General features: G+C 63.9%; 20 protein-coding genes. 8 read left to right on the forward strand and 12 right to left on the reverse strand.

Features of this window, described 5'->3' with window-relative positions; translation table 11 throughout:
- Positions 1–22: 22 nt before the first annotated feature.
- Together GSQ90_RS19135 and GSQ90_RS19140 are read left to right on the forward strand one after the other, a co-directional pair.
- Positions 23–970: a 3-hydroxyacyl-CoA dehydrogenase gene (locus tag GSQ90_RS19135; RefSeq protein WP_158816476.1), complete on the forward strand. Its 948-nt coding sequence runs from the start codon at positions 23–25 to the stop codon at positions 968–970.
- A 32-nt stretch (positions 971–1,002) separates the two neighbouring features.
- The gene (locus GSQ90_RS19140) at positions 1,003–1,935 is read left to right on the forward strand and encodes a 3-keto-5-aminohexanoate cleavage protein (RefSeq protein ID WP_158816477.1); all 933 of its coding nucleotides are present in this window, start codon (positions 1,003–1,005) and stop codon (positions 1,933–1,935) included.
- A 77-nt stretch (positions 1,936–2,012) separates the two neighbouring features.
- On the opposite strand, the gene GSQ90_RS19145 is transcribed toward GSQ90_RS19140, so the two are convergent.
- The gene (locus tag GSQ90_RS19145; RefSeq protein WP_158816478.1) at positions 2,013–2,894 is read right to left on the reverse strand and encodes a LysR family transcriptional regulator; all 882 of its coding nucleotides are present in this window, start codon (positions 2,892–2,894) and stop codon (positions 2,013–2,015) included.
- A 197-nt stretch (positions 2,895–3,091) separates the two neighbouring features.
- Between GSQ90_RS19145 and GSQ90_RS19150 the strand changes: the two genes are divergently transcribed.
- Together GSQ90_RS19150 and GSQ90_RS19155 are read left to right on the forward strand one after the other, a co-directional pair.
- Complete coding sequence (locus GSQ90_RS19150) at positions 3,092–3,685, forward strand: GNAT family N-acetyltransferase (protein WP_158816479.1); 594 nt, start codon at positions 3,092–3,094, stop codon at positions 3,683–3,685.
- Complete coding sequence (locus tag GSQ90_RS19155; protein WP_158816480.1) at positions 3,682–4,851, forward strand: MFS transporter; 1,170 nt, start codon at positions 3,682–3,684, stop codon at positions 4,849–4,851. Before GSQ90_RS19150 ends, GSQ90_RS19155 begins: the two co-directional genes overlap by 4 nt.
- Before the next feature lie 39 nt (positions 4,852–4,890).
- On the opposite strand, the gene GSQ90_RS19160 is transcribed toward GSQ90_RS19155, so the two are convergent.
- Positions 4,891–5,787, reverse strand: a complete 897-nt coding sequence (locus tag GSQ90_RS19160; RefSeq protein ID WP_158816481.1) for a LysR substrate-binding domain-containing protein — start codon at positions 5,785–5,787, stop codon at positions 4,891–4,893.
- A 105-nt stretch (positions 5,788–5,892) separates the two neighbouring features.
- Between GSQ90_RS19160 and GSQ90_RS19165 the strand changes: the two genes are divergently transcribed.
- Positions 5,893–7,095, forward strand: coding sequence for an MFS transporter (locus GSQ90_RS19165; protein WP_158816482.1), 1,203 nt, complete (start codon positions 5,893–5,895; stop codon positions 7,093–7,095).
- A gap of 57 nt (positions 7,096–7,152) precedes the next feature.
- On the opposite strand, the gene GSQ90_RS19170 is transcribed toward GSQ90_RS19165, so the two are convergent.
- The 9 genes from GSQ90_RS19170 to GSQ90_RS19210 all read right to left on the reverse strand — a co-directional run bounded on the left by GSQ90_RS19170 (position 7,153) and on the right by GSQ90_RS19210 (position 16,114).
- Positions 7,153–9,057: a glycoside hydrolase family 127 protein gene (locus GSQ90_RS19170; RefSeq protein WP_158816483.1), complete on the reverse strand. Its 1,905-nt coding sequence runs from the start codon at positions 9,055–9,057 to the stop codon at positions 7,153–7,155.
- Positions 9,058–9,080: 23 nt separating this feature from the next.
- Entirely contained in the window at positions 9,081–10,160 is a 1,080-nt protein-coding gene (locus tag GSQ90_RS19175) for a LacI family DNA-binding transcriptional regulator (RefSeq protein ID WP_158816484.1), read from the reverse strand.
- Positions 10,157–11,086 carry a carbohydrate ABC transporter permease gene (locus GSQ90_RS19180; protein WP_158816485.1) on the reverse strand — a complete coding sequence of 310 codons (930 nt, stop codon included), beginning with the start codon at positions 11,084–11,086 and terminating at the stop codon, positions 10,157–10,159. The genes GSQ90_RS19175 and GSQ90_RS19180 overlap by 4 nt, the downstream gene beginning before the upstream one ends.
- On the reverse strand, positions 11,083–11,958 hold the full coding sequence (locus GSQ90_RS19185; RefSeq protein WP_158816486.1) for a carbohydrate ABC transporter permease: 876 nt from the start codon (positions 11,956–11,958) through the stop codon (positions 11,083–11,085). The genes GSQ90_RS19180 and GSQ90_RS19185 overlap by 4 nt, the downstream gene beginning before the upstream one ends.
- A gap of 76 nt (positions 11,959–12,034) precedes the next feature.
- A complete protein-coding gene (locus tag GSQ90_RS19190; RefSeq protein WP_158816487.1) occupies positions 12,035–13,291 on the reverse strand; it encodes a sugar ABC transporter substrate-binding protein in 1,257 nt (418 codons plus the stop codon).
- A 168-nt stretch (positions 13,292–13,459) separates the two neighbouring features.
- A complete protein-coding gene (gene arfB, locus GSQ90_RS19195; RefSeq protein WP_158816488.1) occupies positions 13,460–13,870 on the reverse strand; it encodes an alternative ribosome rescue aminoacyl-tRNA hydrolase ArfB in 411 nt (136 codons plus the stop codon).
- 192 nt (positions 13,871–14,062) lie between these two features.
- Complete coding sequence (gene leuC, locus GSQ90_RS19200; protein ID WP_158816489.1) at positions 14,063–15,469, reverse strand: 3-isopropylmalate dehydratase large subunit; 1,407 nt, start codon at positions 15,467–15,469, stop codon at positions 14,063–14,065.
- A gap of 165 nt (positions 15,470–15,634) precedes the next feature.
- Positions 15,635–15,850, reverse strand: coding sequence for a DUF2283 domain-containing protein (locus GSQ90_RS19205; protein ID WP_158816490.1), 216 nt, complete (start codon positions 15,848–15,850; stop codon positions 15,635–15,637).
- 3 nt (positions 15,851–15,853) lie between these two features.
- A complete protein-coding gene (locus GSQ90_RS19210; protein WP_246731666.1) occupies positions 15,854–16,114 on the reverse strand; it encodes a hypothetical protein in 261 nt (86 codons plus the stop codon).
- Between the two features lie 127 nt (positions 16,115–16,241).
- Between GSQ90_RS19210 and GSQ90_RS19215 the strand changes: the two genes are divergently transcribed.
- Together GSQ90_RS19215 and GSQ90_RS19220 are read left to right on the forward strand one after the other, a co-directional pair.
- Positions 16,242–17,273 carry a proline racemase family protein gene (locus tag GSQ90_RS19215; RefSeq protein ID WP_158816491.1) on the forward strand — a complete coding sequence of 344 codons (1,032 nt, stop codon included), beginning with the start codon at positions 16,242–16,244 and terminating at the stop codon, positions 17,271–17,273.
- 122 nt (positions 17,274–17,395) lie between these two features.
- Positions 17,396–18,298, forward strand: a complete 903-nt coding sequence (locus GSQ90_RS19220) for a glyoxalase (protein ID WP_158816492.1) — start codon at positions 17,396–17,398, stop codon at positions 18,296–18,298.
- 31 nt (positions 18,299–18,329) lie between these two features.
- Here GSQ90_RS19220 and pobA read toward each other — a convergent pair whose 3' ends face one another.
- Positions 18,330–19,511, reverse strand: coding sequence for a 4-hydroxybenzoate 3-monooxygenase (gene pobA / locus GSQ90_RS19225; protein WP_158816493.1), 1,182 nt, complete (start codon positions 19,509–19,511; stop codon positions 18,330–18,332).
- 199 nt (positions 19,512–19,710) lie between these two features.
- Between pobA and GSQ90_RS32015 the strand changes: the two genes are divergently transcribed.
- Complete coding sequence (locus GSQ90_RS32015; protein ID WP_174247502.1) at positions 19,711–19,884, forward strand: hypothetical protein; 174 nt, start codon at positions 19,711–19,713, stop codon at positions 19,882–19,884.
- The last annotated feature ends 17 nt before the right edge of the window (positions 19,885–19,901 follow it).

Below are 19,901 nucleotides of genomic sequence, written 5' to 3' on the forward strand. Positions count from 1 at the left end.
AGAAGCTTTAGAAGGAATTCGTGTGGTGAAAGTCGCTATTATCGGAACAGGTTTCGTGGGTCGCGGCTGGGCGATCAGCTTCGCCAGGGCAGGGCATGAGATCGCCCTGTGGGACGCCGCGCCCGCCGCGCCAGCGGCGGCGCTCGCCTATATCGAGGGGCTGTTGCCCGATCTCCATCGCAACGATCTTCTCGATGGCGCGAGGCCCGAGGACATTCGCGCAAGGATGCATGTCGCTGTGACGCTTGAACAGGCGCTTGACGGCGCCGAACACGTTCAGGAAAACACGCCCGAAAACGTCTCGCTGAAGCGCGAGGTCTTCGCGCGGCTCGATGCCGCGGCATTGCCGACAGCCGTCCTGGCGAGTTCGACTTCGGCGATCCTGCCCTCAAAGTTCACCGAAGCGCTCGCTGGCCGCGGCCGGTGCCTTGTCGTGCATCCCATCAATCCGCCGTATCTGATTCCCGCCGCCGAAGTCGTGCCCGCACCGTGGACCGATCCGGCCGTCGTCGACCGGACCGCCGCCTTCCTGCGCGCGGCGGGCCATGCCCCGATCGTGATGAAGCGCGAGATCGACGGCTTCGTCATGAATAGAATGCAGGGCGCATTGCTGGAAGAAGCGTTTCGTCTGGTCGCGGAAGGCTATGCCTCGGCGGAGGACGTCGACATCGGCATCCGCGAGGGATTGGCGCTGCGTTGGTCCTTTATGGGGCCGTTCGAGACCATCGACCTCAACGCGCCCGCGGGCGTGCGCGACTATGCGGAGCGCTATCAGGGAATGTACGCCGATATTTTCCCCACCGTGCAATGGCGCGCCGACTGGACCGGGCCGGTTCTCGACATTGTCGAAGCCGAGCGCCGCGCGGCGCTGCCGGCGGCCCAACTTGCCGAACGTCAGGCTTGGCGCGACCGGCGCCTGATGGCGCTCGCCGCGCATAAGCGTCGTGCGAATGACGAAATCGGGCGCTGAACCCATCCCAACAAGGAAGCGAGCTCAATACAATGGCGGCCAATGCAAAAGTCATCATCACCTGCGCCGTCACTGGCGCGATCCATACGCCGTCGATGTCCCCGCACCTGCCGGTCACGCCCGACGATATCGCCGCCGCGGCGATCGGGGCGGCCGAGGCGGGCGCCGCGATCGTCCATCTGCATGCGCGCGATCCCGAGACGGGCCGGCCCGACCAGTCGCCAGAAGCGTTCGGCCGCTTCCTCTCTCGCATCAAACAATCGACGAACGCCGTCATCAATCTGACGACCGGCGGGGCCCCCTTCATGACGGTCGCCGAGCGGGTGAAGCCTGCGGAGACGTTCAAGCCCGAGGTCGCGTCGCTCAATATGGGCTCGATGAATTTTGGCCTGTTTCCGATGCTCGGCCGCTTCAAGAATTTCAAGCATGATTGGGAGCCGCAAGCGCTCGAGAATTCGCGCGACCTCGTCTTTCGCAACACGTTCAAGGACATTGAATTTGTGCTCGGCCGTCTGGACGGCGCCGGCACGCGCTTCGAGTTCGAATGCTACGACACGTCGCATCTCTACAATCTCTCGCATTTTCTGGAGCGCGGCCTCGTCAAGCCGCCGCTCTTTGTGCAGACCGTGTTCGGCATTCTGGGCGGCATCGGCCCGCATCCCGAAGACGTGATGCATATGAAGCGGACCGCCGACCGCCTGTTTGGCGATCAATATCGATGGTCAGTGCTGGGCGCGGGCCGCAACCAACTGCCTATCGCCGCCCAAGCCGCGGCGATGGGCGGCAATGTGCGGGTGGGCCTTGAGGATTCGCTATGGGCGGGCCCCGGCAAGCTCGCCGAGTCCAACGCCCAGCAGGTGCGCGCCGTGCGCCAGATCATCGAGGGGCTCGGCCTCTCTGTTGCGACGCCCGACGAGGCGCGCGAAATATTGTCGTTGAAGGGCGGAGATAAAGTCGGGTTCTGAGATCTTGCTGGCGAGGGGCCTTGGGGAGCGGCCTCGCTCTCCAAAACTCCTGGGCCGTCGCCTCACGAATGTCACGGTTAGCGCAATTGCTTGAGCGCCTTCATGGTTTCCCTGACGCCTCGATAGAGCGGCTTATCGCGGCGGATCACAACCGCAAGCTTTCGGTAGAGTTTCGGCGATAGGGATCGAACCACCAGGTCGCTCCTATCCCCGACATTGCGCATCGCCATGCTCGGCAGGATGGCGCAGCCGAGACCGGCGCCGACCAGTTCCTTAATCGCTTCCACGCTGCCGAGCGACATGACCGGCCGCAATGCAACGCCGCTGCGGGCGAACCATTCATCCGCAATATGCCGGGTGGCGCCGCCCGGCTCAAACAGCAACATTGGCAGCGTCGACAGGGCGGCTGCGGTTACGCGTGCCGGCAATGGCGTCTCAGGCGGCGCGATCGCCACGAGCTCGTCGTCCATGACAGGCGTTATCTCCAGCATGCGCCCGGCGACGGGCAAGGTCACGAGCCCGATATCAATCGTGTTTTCTTCGACGGCCTTCACGATGTCCGCCGTATTGCCGGTGGTGGCTATGATCTCGAGGGTCGGAAGTCGTTGGCGTAGCCTGCGAAGAATCGGCGGCAGCAGGAATATGCATGCCGTCGCGCCAGTTCCGAGCCGAACGCGGCCCACAGCGCCCGTCGCGTGTCGGGCCATGCTATCAAGGGCTGTCGAGACCAGGACGTTGATTTGACTGGCGTAGCCGGCCAGCTCCGCGCCTGCCGCTGTCGGACGCGCCTTGCGACCAATGCGCTCGATCAATGAGACGCCGAGGCGTTTTTCAAGCTGGCGCACTTGCTGGCTGACGGCGGGCTGGCTCAGCCCTTGCCGCTCGGCGGTCGCCGAGAAACTGCCAAGCTCGATGACGTCGAGGAGGGTGCGAAGGGAGTCGAGGCTAAGGTTGTGCATGCCAAAGTATTTCTTATGCGCTGCATAATTCCTCAAATCTTCTCTTATGACGCTGGGCGAGGCAAGATGGGGATACGCTTGGCGCCGAATATGCGGTTTTCGCGATCGATGGCGCCAGGAAACAAAGCGCCGCCAGCGGTTGAGCGATCGCGCCTCCGGCGACCCGACAACCCGCCAGACACCGCGAAGAGAGCATCATGAGGAATTCCGCACGCACGCATGATCAACAGCAACACGAGCGCACGCTCATCATTCGCGACGCAGCGGAGGTCGATATGCCGGCCGTGCAGGTTATCTACGCTCATCACGTGCAATATGGCCTGGCGACCTTTGAGGAAACGCCGCCGTTGACGGATGAATTGCTATCGCGCCGCGCATCCGTACTGGCGCTGGGTCTCCCCTATCTCGTGGCGGAGATCGAAAGCCGGATCGTCGGTTATAGCTACGCCACGGGCTATCGGCCGCGCCCCGCCTATCGCCATACGATCGAGGATTCGGTCTATGTCGCCGACGGGCTCGGCGGACAGGGCGTCGGAACGGCGCTGCTCGAAACGCTCATCGTGCGGTGCGAGGCGGGTCCATGGCGGCAGATGCTCGCCGTCATCGGCAATAGCGGCAATGCGGGGTCAGTCGCGCTTCATCGTCGCCTCGGCTTTCAGCCGGTTGGTACGCTGAGGTCGGTCGGCTTCAAGCTCGGCCGGTGGGTCGATACGGTGCTGATGCAGCGCACGTTAGGCGCGGGCGATGGCGCGCCGCCGAAGGTTCGCGATGAACGCGGGCAGACGTCTTGATCGATCGGAAAACCGTCCTCTGCCTCGGCTTCTCGCAACTGATTTCCTGGGGCGTCACCTATTATCTGGTCGGCGGTTTTGGCGCCCTGATCGCCGCCGATCTCGGCTGGACGGGCGACGCCGTCTACGGCGGTTTCTCAGCGGCGCTGCTCACGATGGGCCTGGTCTCGCCCTTTGCTGGCCGTCTCGTCGACCGGCATGGCGGGCGGCGCGTGATGGTCGCCGGGTCGCTGCTCAATGCCTTGGGCTGCGCCGGCCTCGCCCTTGCCCATAGCGCGCCAGCCTATTATGCGGCCTGGATATGCCTCGGCGTGTCGATGCGGCTGAGCCTTTACGATGCTGCGTTCGCCGCGTTGGCGCGCATTGGCGGACCGCAGGCGCGCGGGCCGATCTCGCAGATCACCCTGCTGGGCGGGCTGGCCTCGACCGTCTTCTGGCCGCTCGGCAATCTGCTTGCCGACCATCTGGGGTGGCGCGGCGCAGTGCTCGTGTATGCCGGATTCGCGCTGCTGACCGTGCCGCTCCATCTGGCCATCCCCGAAGGCCAATACGAGGACGTCGCCCCAGACGAAGCGATCTCCAGTCCTCGTCCTCTCGCCGCGGGCCGGCGTGAAATCCTATTCGCCGGCAGCCTCTATGCGCTGATCGCAACCCTCGCCAACTTTCTCAATGCCGGGATGTCGTCCCATATGATTGGCATTCTGACGGGCCTGGGCCTGGCCGCCTCGGCGGCGGTATGGATCGCCACGCTCAGAGGAATCGGCCAGGCCGGAGCGCGGCTGGGCGAGGTCCTGTTCGGCCGACGCTTCAATCCGCTGACGCTCAATCTCGTCGCGTCCGCGCTGCTGCCGCTTTGCTTCATCGCCGGGCTGTTCAGCGGTCAAGCCGGGATCGCCGCGCTCGCATTCGCTTTCTTTTACGGCGCAGGAAACGGCATCCTGACGATCACACGCGGAACCTTGCCGCTTATCCTGTTCGACCATGGCGCCTATGGGACGTTCGTCGGCCGATTGATCACGCCAAGCTTCATCCTATCCGCCGCGGCGCCGACCATCTATGCGTTCGTCATCGGGCGGTTCGGCGAAGCCGGCGCGCTCTTGCTGTCGATCGGCGTCGCCTTCGTCACGCTCGCGGCGGCTGCGGCGTTGAAAATCAGGTTCTCCTGACGCCGCTGTGCGTGGAAATCGCCTCGCGTCATTTCAGCGTCAGCGGCCAGCGCCCTCCGCCACCAGCCAATCGGTGAAGGCGGTGAGCGAGGGCGTCTTATCGGCGTCGAAGGGAATCAGCGCGACATATCCGGGCCGTTGCACGCTGAATTGCGGAAGCGGCGCGACGAGCCGGCCGGCGGCGATCTCCAGGCTGAGAACGGGCAGCGGCCCGATGCCGAGCCCAAGCCCGTCGGCGACCGCCTGCAGCGTGACGAAGAAATGGTCGAACACACGCCGCCGGCTGGCGGGGACCGGCAATCCCGCGGCGGCGAGCCAGTCGGCCCAATCGCGCGGGCGGGTCTCCGACGCAAGCAGCGTGTGCTCGGCGATGTCGGCCGGCGCGCGGATGGGGCGGCGGCCAAACAGCGCCGGGGCGACGATAAGGGTGTCGAACTCGTCGAGGAACGGCGCCGCATGATGCTGCGCCCAGTTTTGCTCTCCCGTCACGGATGAAGCGCGCCGAATGGCGATGTCAAAGCCGCCGCGCAATTCGTCGTGCAGCGTCGTCGTGGTCGCGACAGCCACTTCCACCTCGGGGCGTTGCCCATGAAAGCGGTCAAGGCGCGGAATCAGCCAGCGCATCGCGAAGGTCGTCGGCGCGCTGACGCGCAGCACGCGGGACGCGGTAGGGCGGCCGCAGGCCTCGGCCGCCGCGGTGACGCGATCGAAAGACAGGCTGACCTCCGCCGCAAAGGCCTTGGCGGCCGGTGTCGCGGCCATGCGCCGGCCGACGCGCACGAACAGCCGCTGCCCGAGCCAGCTCTCCAGCGTTGCGATGTGCCGGCTGACGGCGCCATGGGTCAGCCCGAGCTCCGCCGCGGCCTCCACATAGCTGCCCGTGCGGGCGGCGACCTCAAAGACACGGAGCGCGTTGAGCGGCAGGAGGCGGCGCATATAACCTGTGAGCAAATATGACAGATAGCGTGAGAAGACAGACCCTAAACGCAAAAAATGAACACGTCTAAGGTCTTCGCCCGATCACGAACCTGTGGAGAAGGAATGCAGGCCGCAATCGCCGAACCCCGCCTTGGAAAGGCCTTGCGCGGGTGGACGTCCGCGCAAGGCCGCAGCCTACTTGGCGCCTGCATCGCGCATACGCTGCACGACGGATACACGGACCTGCTCTATGTGCTGTTACCGCTCTGGCAGACGGAGTTCGGCCTTTCCTATTCGGGACTCGCCGCGGTTCGCTGCCTCTATTCCGGGACCATGGGAGGCCTGCAGATACCAGGCGACCGGCTGATCAGACCGCTGGGATCACGCGTCGCGCTGGTCTGCGCCACCGTCGTCGCCGCAAGCGGTTTCCTGACGATGGCTCTTTCTCACAGCTTCACGGGCCTTTGCGTCGGGTTGGTCCTCGCAGGCGTCGGATCGAGCGTGCAGCATCCGCGCGGCTCGGTCCTGGTGACGCAGGCGTATGGAAGCGCTGCGCGGGCGCCGCTCGGCATTTACAATTTTGCCGGAGATCTTGGAAAGGCGATATTTCCGGCCCTCGTCGCGCTGCTGGTGACAACGATGGCATGGCGGCCGGCTGTCGGCTTGATGGCGCTCATTGGGTTGCTCGTTGCGCTCGCGCTGCTGCCGGTGCTGCCGCGACAAGCCTACGAGGCGCCCGCCGAGGAGCGCCATCGCGCTCGAACCGGCGGCGGCTCCGGCTTTGCTCTGCTGCTGATGGTCGGGGCGCTCGATACGGCCACGCGGATGGGCTATCTCCTGTTCCTGCCATTCCTGCTCCATGCGAAGGGAGGCGGGCAGGCGAGCGTCGGGTTCGGCCTCGCCGCGCTGTTCATCGGCGGCGCGCTCGGGAAGGCGGCTTGCGGATGGCTCGGCGGCCGGCTTGGCGTCGTCTGGAGCGTGATCGCGACGGAAGCGGTGACCGCTTGCCTGATCATTGCAAGCCTGCCGCTGTCGCTCGGGCCGACCATGGTCCTCCTTCCCCTTCTCGGAATCGTCCTCAACGGCACCTCGTCGGTGCTCTACGGGACCGTGCCGGAACTAGCGCCGAAGGGTGATTCCGGCCGCGCCTTCGCCATTTTCTACACCGGCGTCATTGGCTCCGGCGCCTTGGCGCCGATCGCCTATGGAGCGCTCGCCGACCATGCCGGCCAGACCGTCGGCGTGATCGCGGCGGGCCTGACCGCGCTCGCAACGGTTCCGATGATCCTCGGACTGCGCCATCGGCTAGGTGGGACCAGCGGATAGAGGAGAGGGTAGCCGACCCGCGAGCGGGCGCCGGGCGCCATGCGGCCATTTCCGCCGCTACGTCTCCGGCAGCCACACCGCCATGCGATTGGGTCCGCGATTGTTCCAGATGTAATAGGGGACGGCGGTCAGCCGAGCGCTTTCGCGCGGGAAGGGTTGCGCCTGGTATAACGCGCTGTCGTCCGCGCTGTCTTTGACGACTTCCGCTTCGGCGACGACCGCGACGACCCCGTCGAAAAGCTCAGGCCGGAACTCAGCGCCCGCTTGCGCCGTTTTGGGCAGGCGCAGCAGAGGAACTGGGGTCGACGGATTGTCGATTTCTTCGACGCAATAGATCAGCGGGCCGCGCCGCAGGCCGACGCGCCCGACATCGGCGCGAACGTTCGGATTGGCGTAGAACTTTTCGATCGGCATCGGCAGAATGAGTTCGACAGAATCGCCCTTGCGCCACTCGCGTCGAACCTCTGCATAGCCGTGGCTCGTCGTCAGATTGGCGAGCGGGACGCCATTGACGGCAATGCTATGGGATCGCGCCCAGCCGGGGATGCGAAGCTTTAGGGTGAATGCGGCGGGCTCCTCCGGGGCCACCTCAATCGTCGCCTTGCCTGACCAGGGATAGTCGGCCTGCTGGCTGATTCCGACGCGGCGGCCGTCGACCGTCATTTGCGCGCTATTGGTTCCATAGAGATGGACCGCGAGCGCGCCCTCCCCCGTCGAATAGAAATAGCCGCCGACCGAGGCGACGAGGCGCGCGACATTCATCGTGCAGCAGGGACAGGGATGCCATTCCCAACGCGTATGAGCGCCGTCGCTCTCCAGCGGATTCTGATAGAAATAACGCACGCCATCACGCGATAGGCCGGACAGCGCGCCATTATAGAGCGCGAGTTCGAGGATATCGGCATAGGCGCCGTCGCAGTCGATATTGAGCATTCTTTGCGCCCAGAAGATCAGCGCGACCGAAGCGCATGTCTCGGCATAGGCGGTGTCGTTGGGCAGGTCATAATCCCTAGTGAAGCCCTCGTTCGAGGCTGATGGACCGACGCCGGCGGTGACGTACATGCGCTTCGTCGTCACGTCGCGCCACAGCGACTCGCAAGCTTTCTTCAAGGATTCGTCGCCGAGATCGGACGCCAGATCGGCCATCGCGGCATAGAGATAGAGCGCGCGGACGGCATGGCCGACCGCCTTGTCCTGCTCGCGCACCGGCTTATGGGACTGGCTGTATTCATGGGTGCTGAACCAGTATTTCTTGGGATCGTCGCCGCGCGCCAGAGCCTCGACGTCGAAATATTGTGGGTTCTGATTGCCGCGCTCGTCGACGAAATAGGCGGCGAGATCAAGATGGGCGCGGTCGCCCGTGACATGGTGCAGTTTGATCAGCGCGAGTTCGATCTCCGGATGGCCGCAATAGCCGCGCTTCTGGCCGGGGCCGGGGCCGAAAACAGCGGCGATGTGATCGACGTAGCGGCAGAAAATATCGAGCAGCCGCCGCCGGCCGGTCGCCTGGAAATAAGCGACCGCGCCCTCGATCATGTGACCCGCGCAATAGAGTTCATGCCGGTCGCGCAAGTTCGTCCAACGCTTGTCGATCTCGCGACCGATATACCAGCAGTTGAGATAGCCGTCGGGAAGCTGGGTTTGCGCAAGCCAGTCCGTGATCTCTTCGATCCGCGCCTCGATGACGGCGTCGCGGCGATGCGACAAGGCGTAGCTCGCCGCCTCGATCCATTTGCCGACGTCCGAATCCCAGAACACCTGCGTCGACATGCCGTGATTGCTGATCGGAATGCGCAGCGCCGGCGCCGGCTTTGGCGCCTTGAGCGATTCGAGAATGCCATGGCTCCCAAGCTGCTCATATTGGCTGGGGATCGTGCGCGTGAGCACGGTCTCCAACCTCTCGTGCCAGAACCCCTGACCGAAATCGACATCGGCAAATCGTACTGGCGTATATCGTCGCATCGTCGCTGTTTCCCTTAGCTGATCTATGATTTGGCGCGGCCGCCGCAGGAATCGCGTACGATCAGGCTGCACGGCAGCCGCCGCACGCCCTTCATGCTGGCGCCGGCGATCATTTCCATCAGCCGGCGCCCCGCTTCGCGGCCCAGTTCCTTCAAGTTCATGTCGATGGTCGTCAGCGCGGGGCGCGTCGCTTCGGCCAGAATCTGCCAATTGTCGAAGCCGACGATCGAAACGGCCGCCGGCGCATCGACGCCGCGTTCGCGCAAGCCGTCGGCGATTCCGCGCGCGATCTGGTCATTGCCGCAGACGATTCCGTCGGGCGCGTTATCCGCATCGTCGAACAGCGAGGCCAGAGCCTGCCGGCCCCAGGCCTCCGACCAGGCGCCCGTCAGGCAATGGGCGTCCGGCGCCGATAGGCCGGCCGCTTGCAACGCCGCGCGATAGCCGCGGCGGCGAAGTTGAACCGCTTCGAAATTCTCCGGCCCGGTGACATGGGCGATCCGGCGCCGTCCCAATTTCACGAGATGTTCGGTCGCCATGAAAGAACCGCCCTCGTCGTCGGGCAACAGGCACAAAGCATCGGGATCATCGGTTTGCGAGAAGACATAGATGACCGGCGGCCCGGAAGCGGCCACTTCAAGAGGCGGGCGCCGATCGGCGCGCCGCGCCGTCACGACAATGCCGTCGACGCGTTTGCCCAGCAGCGACCGCACGTGATGGGATTCCCGCTCGGGATCATCGGTCGCATTGCACATGAACACCGCCATGCTCCGGTCGGCCATGCATTCCTCCAGCCCTTCCATGATCGGCATGGCGAAGCGGCCGAAATTGTCTTTTGAGATGAGCCCGACCGTGAGGCTGTGGCCGCGATGCAGGCTCTGGGCGAGATCGTTGGGCCGAAAGCTGAGTTGCTTGGCCGCCGCGATGACGCGTTCGCGCGTCTCAGGCTTCAGCCGGCCGCCGCGATTAAGCGCTTTCGATACGGTGCCGATACTGACGGCGGCGAGGCGGGCGACATCGTGGATGGTCGTCTGCTGGCCCGCTGCGCGCTTGCGCGTCTCGCCAAAATCCCGCGTCGGACGCGCCTTGTCGTCTTCGCTCATTTGATCGCGCCGTTCAGGAAGCCGGAAACGTAATATTTCTGCAACAGCAGATAGATCAGCAGGCAGGGCAGGATCGAAATGATGACGCCAGCCTGGACCGCGCCCCAATCGACGGCGCCGAAATGGCCCTGCCGCACGCCGACCAGCATGACCGGCATCGTGAACCCCGTCTCCCTGTTCATGAAGATGAGGGCCGCGATGAATTCGTTCCACGATGTGATGAAGGCGAACAGAGTCAGCGTGACGAGCGAGGGCAAGGACGCCGGCAGGAATATCCACCAGAGCGCCTGGAAACTTTTGGCGCCGTCCATAACAGCCGCTTCCGCCAATTCCTTCGGCACGGCTTCGAAGCTGTTGCGCATGAGATAGACGCTGAAGGGCAGTTGCAGCACCGTGTGAACGATCGCGAGGCCAAGATAGGTGTTGGCGAGTCCCAAACTCGTGAACAACCGGTGCAGCGGCGTCAGCAACGCCTGATAGGGCGCCATGAGACTGAGGAGCAGAACGAGAAAGATCGCTTCCTTGGCGGGAACCGGAAAGCAGGCGAGGCCATAGCCCGCCGGCACCGCGAGGAGTAGGCATAAAGCGATGGTCATAAACGCGACGGCGAGGCTGTTGAACAGATAGGTCGGCAATCCCGCCTGATAATGAAAGACCCGCGCATAATTCTCGAAACTGATCGCGGAAGGAAAATAGTGCGGCGGGACGGCGGAGGCCTCCGCGCTCGTCTTGAGCGAGGCCAGCAGCGACATCACAATGGGAAACAGCATCAACGCCATGATGACGATGCAGAGCGCGCTGAAGAGATAGAGGCGAGGGCTAGCGAAGGCCCGACGAAGAGTGGGGCGTAGTGAACCCCTGCCGGACAATCTCGGCGCCAGGCGCGCTGGACCGGCGCCGTGCATGGATCGCGGCGACGCGCTCATGTCCCGGCGCCGCGGCGCATCAGCAGAAGCTGCGCGGTCGAGGCGATGAAGATGATCGCCATCAGCAGGATCGAAAGCGTCGCGCCGTACCCCTGCTTGAAATAGATGAAAGAGTTTTGATAGATCCAATAGACCGAAGTGAAGGTTTCGCTCTTCGGGCCGCCCGACGTCATGATGTAGAACTGGTCGAAAGCGAGCATCGATCCGATCGCGCTGACCAGGGTCGTCAGCGCGATCGTGCGCACTGTCAACGGCAGCGTGATCCTGACCACCCTCTGCCAGTAGCTGGCGCCGTCGAGCATCGCGGCTTCGAATATGTCGGCGCCGATCGACTGGATGCCGGCGACCAGCAGGATCATGCCGTAGCCGACGACCTTCCAGACGATCGAGAGGATGACGGCCCACAGGCCAAGCGTCGCGTCGGCGAACCAGACCATCGGCTGGCCGATCAGCCCGAGATCCTGCAGCAGCTTGTTGATCAGGCCGACCTGCTCGTCGAACAACCAGACCCACAACAGGCTCGAACTGCCAAGGCCGATGACGACCGGCATGAACACGACCGCCCGCGTGAGTTTCGCGATGCGCGGCGGCGCGACCGCCAGGAGCGCGAGCAGAAAGCCCGCGCCGATCAGGATCGGCGTGATGAACAGCGTATATTCTGCCGTGAACGCCAGCGCATGCCAGAATGTCGCATCGCCGGCGGCCTTGACGTAATTCTTCATCCCGATGAATTCGCCGCCGCCCAGCAGCGAGGCGTTCGTCAGAGACATGCGGATCAAGTCCAGCATGGGATAGACGACGAAGAACGCGACAAAAGCGACGGCGGGCGCCGCGTAGAGAAGACCCATGGCGCCGCGGCGCGTTGCGATCATGTCTTGTTCCGTAATCTGTTGGGCTGGATGTGGACGCCGGCGAGCCGATATGAGGCTCGCCGGCTCTGAGGCTTGTTCATTCGTCGGCGATTTCCTTCATCTTGGCCTTCGCCGCCGCGATCGCCTCATCGACCTTGCCGTCGAAGACGGCGGTCTGGATCATCTGAATCCAGGGCGAGGAATCGCTGTTGACCATATCGTTGAAGTGGAACACCCAGGGCACATAGCCGATGCCAATGGCTTTGGCGGTCGTGACGATGCGCGGGTCGGCCTGGAAATATTTGTTGGCGGCCAGATCGATCCGGGACGGCAGAATATTGTTCTTGGCGAGGCCTTCCAATTGCGCTTCGTCGGTCAGCTCCCATTTGATGAACGCCAAGGCGATATCGCTATGCTTGCTTCCCTTGGGGATGGCGACGACATCGCCGCCGACAAAAGCGGACGCCTGCCCCTCCTTGACGCCAGGCAGGAAAGCGAGGCCGAAATCGAGATTGGGCGCATCCTTCTTCAGATCGGAGATGATGAAGCCGCCGGAGCCCTGGATGCCGATCTTGCCGGTCTTGAAAGTCGCGGCGAAATTCGCGCCATTGTCGGTCTGGGCGCTCTTCGGGATGAGGCCCTCGCTCCACATATCGCGGAAGAGCTGCAGGACTTCCTTCACGCCGGTTCCCGCCAGTGGCTCTTCGTCGCCGTTCGCCGGCAGGATTTTGGCGCCCGACGCCACCATCATCGGCGATGTCGTGAAAATATTGCAGCCGGGGCAGGAGCCGGAGAAATAGAAGCCGTAGATGTCCGGGCCGAGCGCTCTGATCTTCTTGGCGTCGTCGTGAATCTGCTGGAGCGACGTCGGGGCCTTGTCGGGATCGAGCCCCGCCTTGCGGAAAAGATCCTTGTTATAGATCAGGATCGAAACGTCCGGCGTGAAGCCGGTTCCATAGAGACGATCCTTATAGGTCGCCAGATGGGCGTAGGCCGGCGCGACTTTCGCGAAATTGGGATCGCCCTTCATGGAATCGGTGATGTCGGTGAGGAGGCCGGCGCGCATGAAATCCGGCATGTAGATGAGATCGAAAGAGATGACGTCGGGCACATCGCCCGACTGCACGCCGATGGCGAGTTTCGAGACGACCTGATTGTCGGGGATGACGGTCAGCGCGATCTTATCGGCATGGCCGGAATTCCAGAGGTCCACCAGATGCTGGGCCGCATTGGCGCCGCTGGCGCGCACCCACATGGTGAGGCTGTCCGCCGCCCATGAAGGCGACGACAGCGCCGCGGCCAGAGACAAGGCCGCCGCGAGAATGCCGCGCCGCAAAGTTTTTGAAACGCCCATCTGTTCCTCCCTGTTCGAGCCGGTCTTTGCCGGTCTCGCGAAGCGCCGCGGCGCTGCCAAGAGCTTAATCGGGAAAAGCTTTTCCCGCAAGAGATGGATCGGGCGCTTTTTGTCGCTCGGCGGCCAAAGCGCAGCAGAGCGCGTTGCCTTGCGGCGGCGACCGGCCTTTCAATCTTCGGGGCTGTTCTTGCGGAGGTTCTTGACCACGCTACGTCGCCCCTTGGCCTCCAGCCGCCTCGTCTTCGAAGCCAGCGTCGGCCGCGTCGCCCGGCGCGGCCGCGGCGTCTCCTGCGCCTTGAGAATCAGCGCGGCGAGCCGCTCGCGTGCGTCTTCGCGGTTGCGGATCTGGCTGGAGAAGCGCTGCGCGAAAATGACGATCACGCCGTCGTTCGTCATGCGCGACCCGGCGAGTTGCGTGAGGCGCCGTCCGACATCCTCGGGCATAGCCGCGCGGCGCGCGTCGAAGCGCAATTCGACGGCGGTCGAGACCTTATTGACGTTCTGCCCGCCGGGGCCGGACGCGCGCACAAAACTTTCGGCGATATCGCTTTCGTCGATGAACAGCGCGCCGATCTTCATGACATTGGCCCGATCGTCTGCTCTGACCTGCGAAAGCGTGGCGCTGTTTCTCCCTCCCCCCTTGTGGGGGAGGGCCGGGGTGGGGGGTCGCGCAGGACTATCGGGAAAATATTCGCGCCCCAACCAGATAGTTCAGCGCGACCCCCCTCCCTAACCCTCCCCCACAAGGGGGGAGGGAACTTGGCGGCGTGCTCACCGCCACTCCCTGACATCGACGAAGCGTCCGGCGATGGCCGCGGCCGCCGCCATCGCGGGGGACACCAGATGGGTGCGGCCTTTGTAGCCTTGGCGGCCTTCGAAATTGCGGTTCGAGGTTGAGGCGCAACGCTCGCCCGGCGCCAGCTTGTCCGGGTTCATCGCGAGACACATCGAGCAGCCGGGCTCGCGCCATTCGAAGCCCGCCGCGCGGAAGATCGCGTCGAGCCCTTCCTGCTCGGCCTGCGCCTTGACCAGGCCGGAGCCCGGCACGACCATCGCCTTGACGCTGTCGGCGACGCGGCGGCCTTCAATGATTTTAGCGGCCGCACGTAAATCCTCGATCCGGCCATTGGTGCAGGACCCCAGGAACACGCGGTCGATCGCGATATCGGTGATCTTCTCGCCGCCGTTGAGGCCCATATATTCGAGCGAACGCTTTATCGAGGCGCGCTTCTGCTCGGTCTTGCCGTCCTCAACATGCGGCACGAGACCGCCGATCGAAACGACGTCCTGCGGGCTGGTGCCCCAGGAGACGATCGGGGGCAGGCGCGCGGCGTCGAGGCGCACTTCATGGTCGAAATGCGCGCCTTCATCGGTCGCCAGCGTCGACCAATAGGCGACCGCCCGGTCCCACAATTCGCCTTTGGGCGATTTGGGCCGGCCCTTGAGATAGTCAAAGGTCTTCTCGTCGGGCGCGATCATGCCCGCGCGCGCACCTCCCTCGATCGACATGTTGCAGACCGTCATCCGTCCTTCCATCGACAAAGCGCGGATCGCCTCGCCGGCATATTCGATGACATGGCCGGTGCCGCCCGCCGTGCCGATTTCGCCGATGATGGCGAGGATGATGTCCTTCGACGTGACGCCGGCGCCCAGCGCGCCATCGACCGTCACGCGCATGTTCTTGGCCTTGGACTGGATCAGCGTCTGGGTGGCGAGCACATGCTCGACCTCGGAGGTGCCGATGCCATGGGCGAGCGCGCCAAACGCGCCATGGGTGGAGGTGTGGCTGTCGCCGCAGACGATCGTCGTGCCCGGCAGCGTAAAACCCTGTTCGGGCCCAATGATATGGACGACGCCCTGGCGCGCGTCGAATTCATTGTAATATTCGATGCCGAATTCGCGCGCATTCTCGGCCATCTGCTCGACTTGCAGGCGGCTTTCCGGATCCTCGATGCCCCCCGAACGATCGGTCGTCTGGATGTTGTGGTCGACGACGGCGAGCGTCTTTTCCGGCGCATGCACCTTGCGCCCGGCCATGCGCAGGCCCTCGAAAGCCTGCGGACTGGTCACTTCATGGACGAGATGGCGGTCGATATAAAGAAGGGTCGACCCCTCCGACTGCGTCTCGATGACATGATCATCCCAGATTTTGTCGTAGAGCGTGCGGGCCTTGGGCATCAATGGCTCCCGCGCCAATGAGGCGCATGAGGGGTTGGAATGGCGTTGCCCGCTATCTAAGCCCAATGGGCGCAAGAGAAAAGGGGGACAGAAAGTAACAGGATCGAGGTCTGGGGCCCTTCACAGCGGCGTCTGCCGATAGGCGGATCGCGTCTCGGCCGCCCGTCAAGCCGCCGGCATTCTCTTGACAGGCAACGCGATGGTTTCCAGCGTTGTGAGGTCGAGTTTGCTTGATGCGCGGTCGATATCGAGGCCCACAACTCCGCCCTGTGCATCAAGATCGGCGATCAGACCTTCGGCGATCTCGCGCGTTTCGACGCCGGGCCGACTGGAGAGTTCGATGTAGAGACTGTCGGTTTCAGAATAATAGTGCAGCTTCATGGCTTATTCCTTGGGGAAGTCACGATCAAAGAAAGCGTTGTGGATCGTTTCCCCATCGTCCAGCGTAACGACCCGCAATATACGCGGTTTCCCGTCCGGCGTATCGGAAATTAACAGCCAATGACGAATGCGCCCGTCGGGTTGCGTCTCGCGACGAAGCGGCTCGGTGACAGCTACTTTGCACCATTCACGCTTGATATACGGGCGTTTTCGAATGACCTGCTCGTCGAAATATCGCGTGGTCTTCATGGCGCTGAACGTCACCCCCTAACGTCATCGAGCCCACGCGTCCCATACCGCCTGCTTAGGGTCAAGAATTCATCGCTGCCCGCGTGACGCCGCCCCGCCCGCGCCCTATCTTGCACCCCGCCCCTCCCACGCGAGCCTCATCATGCGGTCTACGAAAACCATCCACGTCGTCTCCTGCCATGCGGAGGGAGAGGTCGGCGACGTCATTGTCGGCGGCGTCGCGCCGCCGCCGGGCGAGACGTTGTGGGAGCAGTCGCGCTTCATCGCGCGCGACAAGACCTTGCGCGACTTCATGCTCAACGAGCCGCGCGGCGGCGTGTTCCGCCATGTCAATCTTCTCGTGCCGCCCAAGAATCCGCGCGCCCAGATGGGCTTCATCATCATGGAGCCGGAGGACACGCCGCCGATGTCGGGCTCCAATTCGATCTGCGTCGCGACTGTCCTCCTCGACAGCGGCATTGTCCCGATGCGGGAGCCGCAAACCCATCTGACGCTGGAGGCGCCGGGCGGCCTGATCGACATTGTCGCCGAATGCAAGGACGGCAAGGCCGAACGGATCAGCGTGCAGAACGTACCCTCCTTCGCCGACAAGCTCGACGCGCTGCTCGATGTGAAGGGTTTTGGCGCGCTGAAAGTCGACATCGCCTATGGCGGCGACAGTTTCGTCATCGTCGATGCGGCCGCCTTGGGCTTTTCCATCCGGCCGGACGAGGCGCGCGACCTTGCCGAGGCCGGCATGAAAATCACTGCGGCGGCCAACGAGCAATTGGGCTTCGTCCATCCTGATAATGCCGAATGGGATCATATCTCGTTCTGCCAGTTCGCCGGCCCGCTGATGCAAGAAGACGGCGCCCTGACGGGCGCCAATGCGGTGGTCGTGCGTCCCGGCAAGATCGACCGCTCGCCGACCGGCACCGGCTGCTCCGCGCGTATGGCGACGCTGCACGCCAGGGGCCGCATGAAGGTCGGCGATTTCTATCGCGCGCGCTCGATCATCGGATCGACGTTCGATTGCCGCATCGCGGCGGAGACGATGGTCGCGGGGCGGCCGGCGATCACGCCGGTGATCTCGGGCCGCGCATGGATCACGGGAACGCATCAGCACATGCTTGACCCAGCGGACCCGTGGCCGGCGGGGTATCGGCTCAGCGATACATGGCCGAGGCTGGGATAGGTGCTCGGCCGCCCTCGTCGAGCGCGGCAAGTCGCGATAGGATCCACGCCAACTTCGTGAGGGCGAAGAGCCAAGCGAGCGCAATTTTGGCGCTGGCGCCAAAAGCGTCCCGGAACCTGCCAATGCACAAGCTGAAAGTCTTTGCTCTCGCGACGCTCCTTCCAGCCGTGGCGGCCTTCGCCCAGGCCGCGACAGCCTCTGATTCTGCCCCCGCAAGCGTGGCGGTCGGACCGCAATATGATTCGACGCACGTCTATGTCGCGCCCGACCAGGTCGAGCTTTTGGCGGCGAGTTTCATCGCCGTCTTTGGCGGCGGGTCAAGCAAACCGGTTGTGGTGAACGTCACGCCAACTTCGAGTTCGACCATCTCCGAAGTGGTGTTCACGCCGGCGGGCTTCCTGTCGGTGTTCGGCTTCAAGACGCCGATCCCCTATCCGTTCGGAGAAGAGCGCACCGGCTATCTCGTGTCGGACATGGACGCCGCGATCGCTTCGGCCCGCCATGCCGGCGCCGAAATTGTCGTGTCGCCCTTTGCCGACCCCATTGGCCGCGACGTCGTCATCCGCTGGCCGGGCGGGGTGAATATGCAGATCTATTGGCATAATACGCCGCCGTCCTACGCGCCGCTGGCGACCGTGCCGGAGAACCGGGTCTATGTGTCGCGCGATCAGATCGATGCTTTCATCCATGATTTTACGACGTTCTCAGGCGGCCGCGTGGTCGCCGACGATCCGACGGCGCCGGGCGTGGAGATCGGCAGGCCGGGCGATTCCTATCGCCGCGTGCGCCTGGAATCGACCTTCGGAAAGATCACGGCGCTGGTCACCGACGGACATCTTCCCTGGCCCTATGGACGAGAGCTTACCGGCTATGAGGTCGGAAACCTCGCCGCCACGCTCGCCAAGGCGAAGGCGGCGGGCGTCGACCTGCTGGCCGGCCCCTATAGCTCCGAAGATCGCGACGCCGCTATCGTGCGATTTCCAGGCGGCTATATCGCGGAGGTTCACGCCCGGCGGCCGCGCTGAAAGCGAGACAACGATACGGACGACCCCGCCCTCAGAACGGCAGCCCGACGTAATTCTCCGCCAACGCCTGCGAAGCCGCCCGCGAGCCGAAGAGGTAGCTTAGTTCCGCGCCCTGGACGCGCGCCTCGAAACTCTCGTTGTCGCCGAATTTGTGCATGAGCTGCGTCATCCACCAGGAAAAACGCACCGCTTTCCAAACCCGCGCCAGACAGGCCTGCGAATAGCCGTCAATGCCGGCGCTCTGTCCTGATTTGTAGAAGGCGACGCACGCGCGGCTCAGCAGGCGCACGTCGGAAACGGCGAGGTTGAGCCCTTTGGCGCCCGTCGGCGGCACGATGTGGGCGGCGTCGCCGGCCAGGAATAGACGGCCCCAGCGCATCGGCTCGGCGACGAAGCTGCGCAAGGGCGCGATGCTCTTTTCGATCGAGGGGCCAATCGTCATCGCGGCCGCCGCCTCGGGGCCGAGGCGCAGCTTGAGCTCCGCCCAGATGCGTTCGTCCGGCCAATCCTCCAGCCGCTCGTCGACCGGGCACTGGATGTAATAGCGGCTGCGCGCAGGCGAGCGCATGCTGGCGAGCGCGAAGCCCCGCTCGTGCCTGGCATAGATCAGTTCATGCGAACAAGGGGGCACCTCGGCGAGAATGCCGAGCCAGCCGAAGGGATAGACGCGTTCGAACGTCTTGAGCTCGGCGGCGGGAATCGAACGCCGGCCGATTCCATGCGAGCCGTCGCATGCGGCGATAAAATCGCAGGCGATTTCATGTTCCGCGCCGCCCGAGCGGTAACGCAGAATCGGCGCGTCGCTATCAGCGCCATGGATCGAAACATCGGCCGCCTCATAGATCGTCGGCGATCCCGCCGCGGCGCGCGCGTCGCCAAGGTCTTTGGTCAGCTCGGTCTGGCCATAGACCATCACCCTTTTGCCGCCGGTCAGTTCGGCCAGATCGATGCGATGGCGCACGCCGTCATAGGCGAGATCGAAACCGCCATGCGGCAGGCCCTCGCGGCGCATGCGCGCGCCCAAATTCGCCTCATCGAGCAGGTCGACCGTGCCCTGTTCGAGAACGCCCGCCCGGATGCGCGCCTCGACATAGGCGCGGCTCTGGCGCTCGAGGATGACCGTCTCGACGCCGGCCAGATGCAGCAAATGGCCAAGAAGAAGGCCCGCCGGCCCAGCCCCGACAATGGCGACTTGCGTGCGCTGTCGCGCCATAGGCTTCCCGCCCCACATGCGCGCCGATCGCACGCGCTTCCCGAGTCTTTCGTTCGATTGTTATAGAATATAAGAATCTAGGGGTAAAGCAGCCTCCGCGTTCGATGGCGACGGCCCGAACTCATCAAGGATTGAAAATTCAGATAAAGTCGCGTCGATCTCGGCGCCATCGCGCGCAAGCGATTCTGAGGAGAACAGAATGAACGGAAGCCGCTATTACGGCGTGCGCGTCGAAGGCGCCAAATATGGCGTAGGCTTCGGCTCGGCCTTGGCGATTGCGATCTCCTACACGAATAACCATTCGATCCTGTGGGCGATCATCGACGGGATTTTTGGCTGGATTTACGTTGTCTTTTTCGCGCTGTTTCGTTGACTCTGAGATAGGGAGCC

Source organism: Methylocapsa sp. S129, from assembly GCF_009765995.1.
Classification (GTDB): domain Bacteria; phylum Pseudomonadota; class Alphaproteobacteria; order Rhizobiales; family Beijerinckiaceae; genus Roseiarcus.

Excerpts from the sequence above, each read along its gene's own strand:
- GSQ90_RS19150 (WP_158816479.1), top strand. The coding sequence starts at position 3,092 with ATGAGGAATTCCGCACGCACGCATGATCAACAGCAACACGAGCGCACG.
- GSQ90_RS19175 (WP_158816484.1), bottom strand. The coding sequence starts at position 10,160 with ATGAGCGAAGACGACAAGGCGCGTCCGACGCGGGATTTTGGCGAGACG.
- leuC (WP_158816489.1), bottom strand. The coding sequence starts at position 15,469 with ATGCCCAAGGCCCGCACGCTCTACGACAAAATCTGGGATGATCATGTC.
- GSQ90_RS19215 (WP_158816491.1), top strand. The coding sequence starts at position 16,242 with ATGCGGTCTACGAAAACCATCCACGTCGTCTCCTGCCATGCGGAGGGA.
- GSQ90_RS19220 (WP_158816492.1), top strand. The coding sequence starts at position 17,396 with ATGCACAAGCTGAAAGTCTTTGCTCTCGCGACGCTCCTTCCAGCCGTG.
- GSQ90_RS32015 (WP_174247502.1), top strand. The coding sequence starts at position 19,711 with ATGAACGGAAGCCGCTATTACGGCGTGCGCGTCGAAGGCGCCAAATAT.
- pobA (WP_158816493.1), bottom strand. The coding sequence starts at position 19,511 with ATGGCGCGACAGCGCACGCAAGTCGCCATTGTCGGGGCTGGGCCGGCG.
- GSQ90_RS19170 (WP_158816483.1), bottom strand. The coding sequence starts at position 9,057 with ATGCGACGATATACGCCAGTACGATTTGCCGATGTCGATTTCGGTCAG.
- GSQ90_RS19185 (WP_158816486.1), bottom strand. The coding sequence starts at position 11,958 with ATGATCGCAACGCGCCGCGGCGCCATGGGTCTTCTCTACGCGGCGCCC.
- GSQ90_RS19165 (WP_158816482.1), top strand. The coding sequence starts at position 5,893 with ATGCAGGCCGCAATCGCCGAACCCCGCCTTGGAAAGGCCTTGCGCGGG.
- GSQ90_RS19145 (WP_158816478.1), bottom strand. The coding sequence starts at position 2,894 with ATGCACAACCTTAGCCTCGACTCCCTTCGCACCCTCCTCGACGTCATC.
- GSQ90_RS19190 (WP_158816487.1), bottom strand. The coding sequence starts at position 13,291 with ATGGGCGTTTCAAAAACTTTGCGGCGCGGCATTCTCGCGGCGGCCTTG.
- GSQ90_RS19180 (WP_158816485.1), bottom strand. The coding sequence starts at position 11,086 with ATGAGCGCGTCGCCGCGATCCATGCACGGCGCCGGTCCAGCGCGCCTG.
- GSQ90_RS19160 (WP_158816481.1), bottom strand. The coding sequence starts at position 5,787 with ATGCGCCGCCTCCTGCCGCTCAACGCGCTCCGTGTCTTTGAGGTCGCC.
- arfB (WP_158816488.1), bottom strand. The coding sequence starts at position 13,870 with ATGAAGATCGGCGCGCTGTTCATCGACGAAAGCGATATCGCCGAAAGT.
- GSQ90_RS19140 (WP_158816477.1), top strand. The coding sequence starts at position 1,003 with ATGGCGGCCAATGCAAAAGTCATCATCACCTGCGCCGTCACTGGCGCG.
- GSQ90_RS19205 (WP_158816490.1), bottom strand. The coding sequence starts at position 15,850 with ATGAAGCTGCACTATTATTCTGAAACCGACAGTCTCTACATCGAACTC.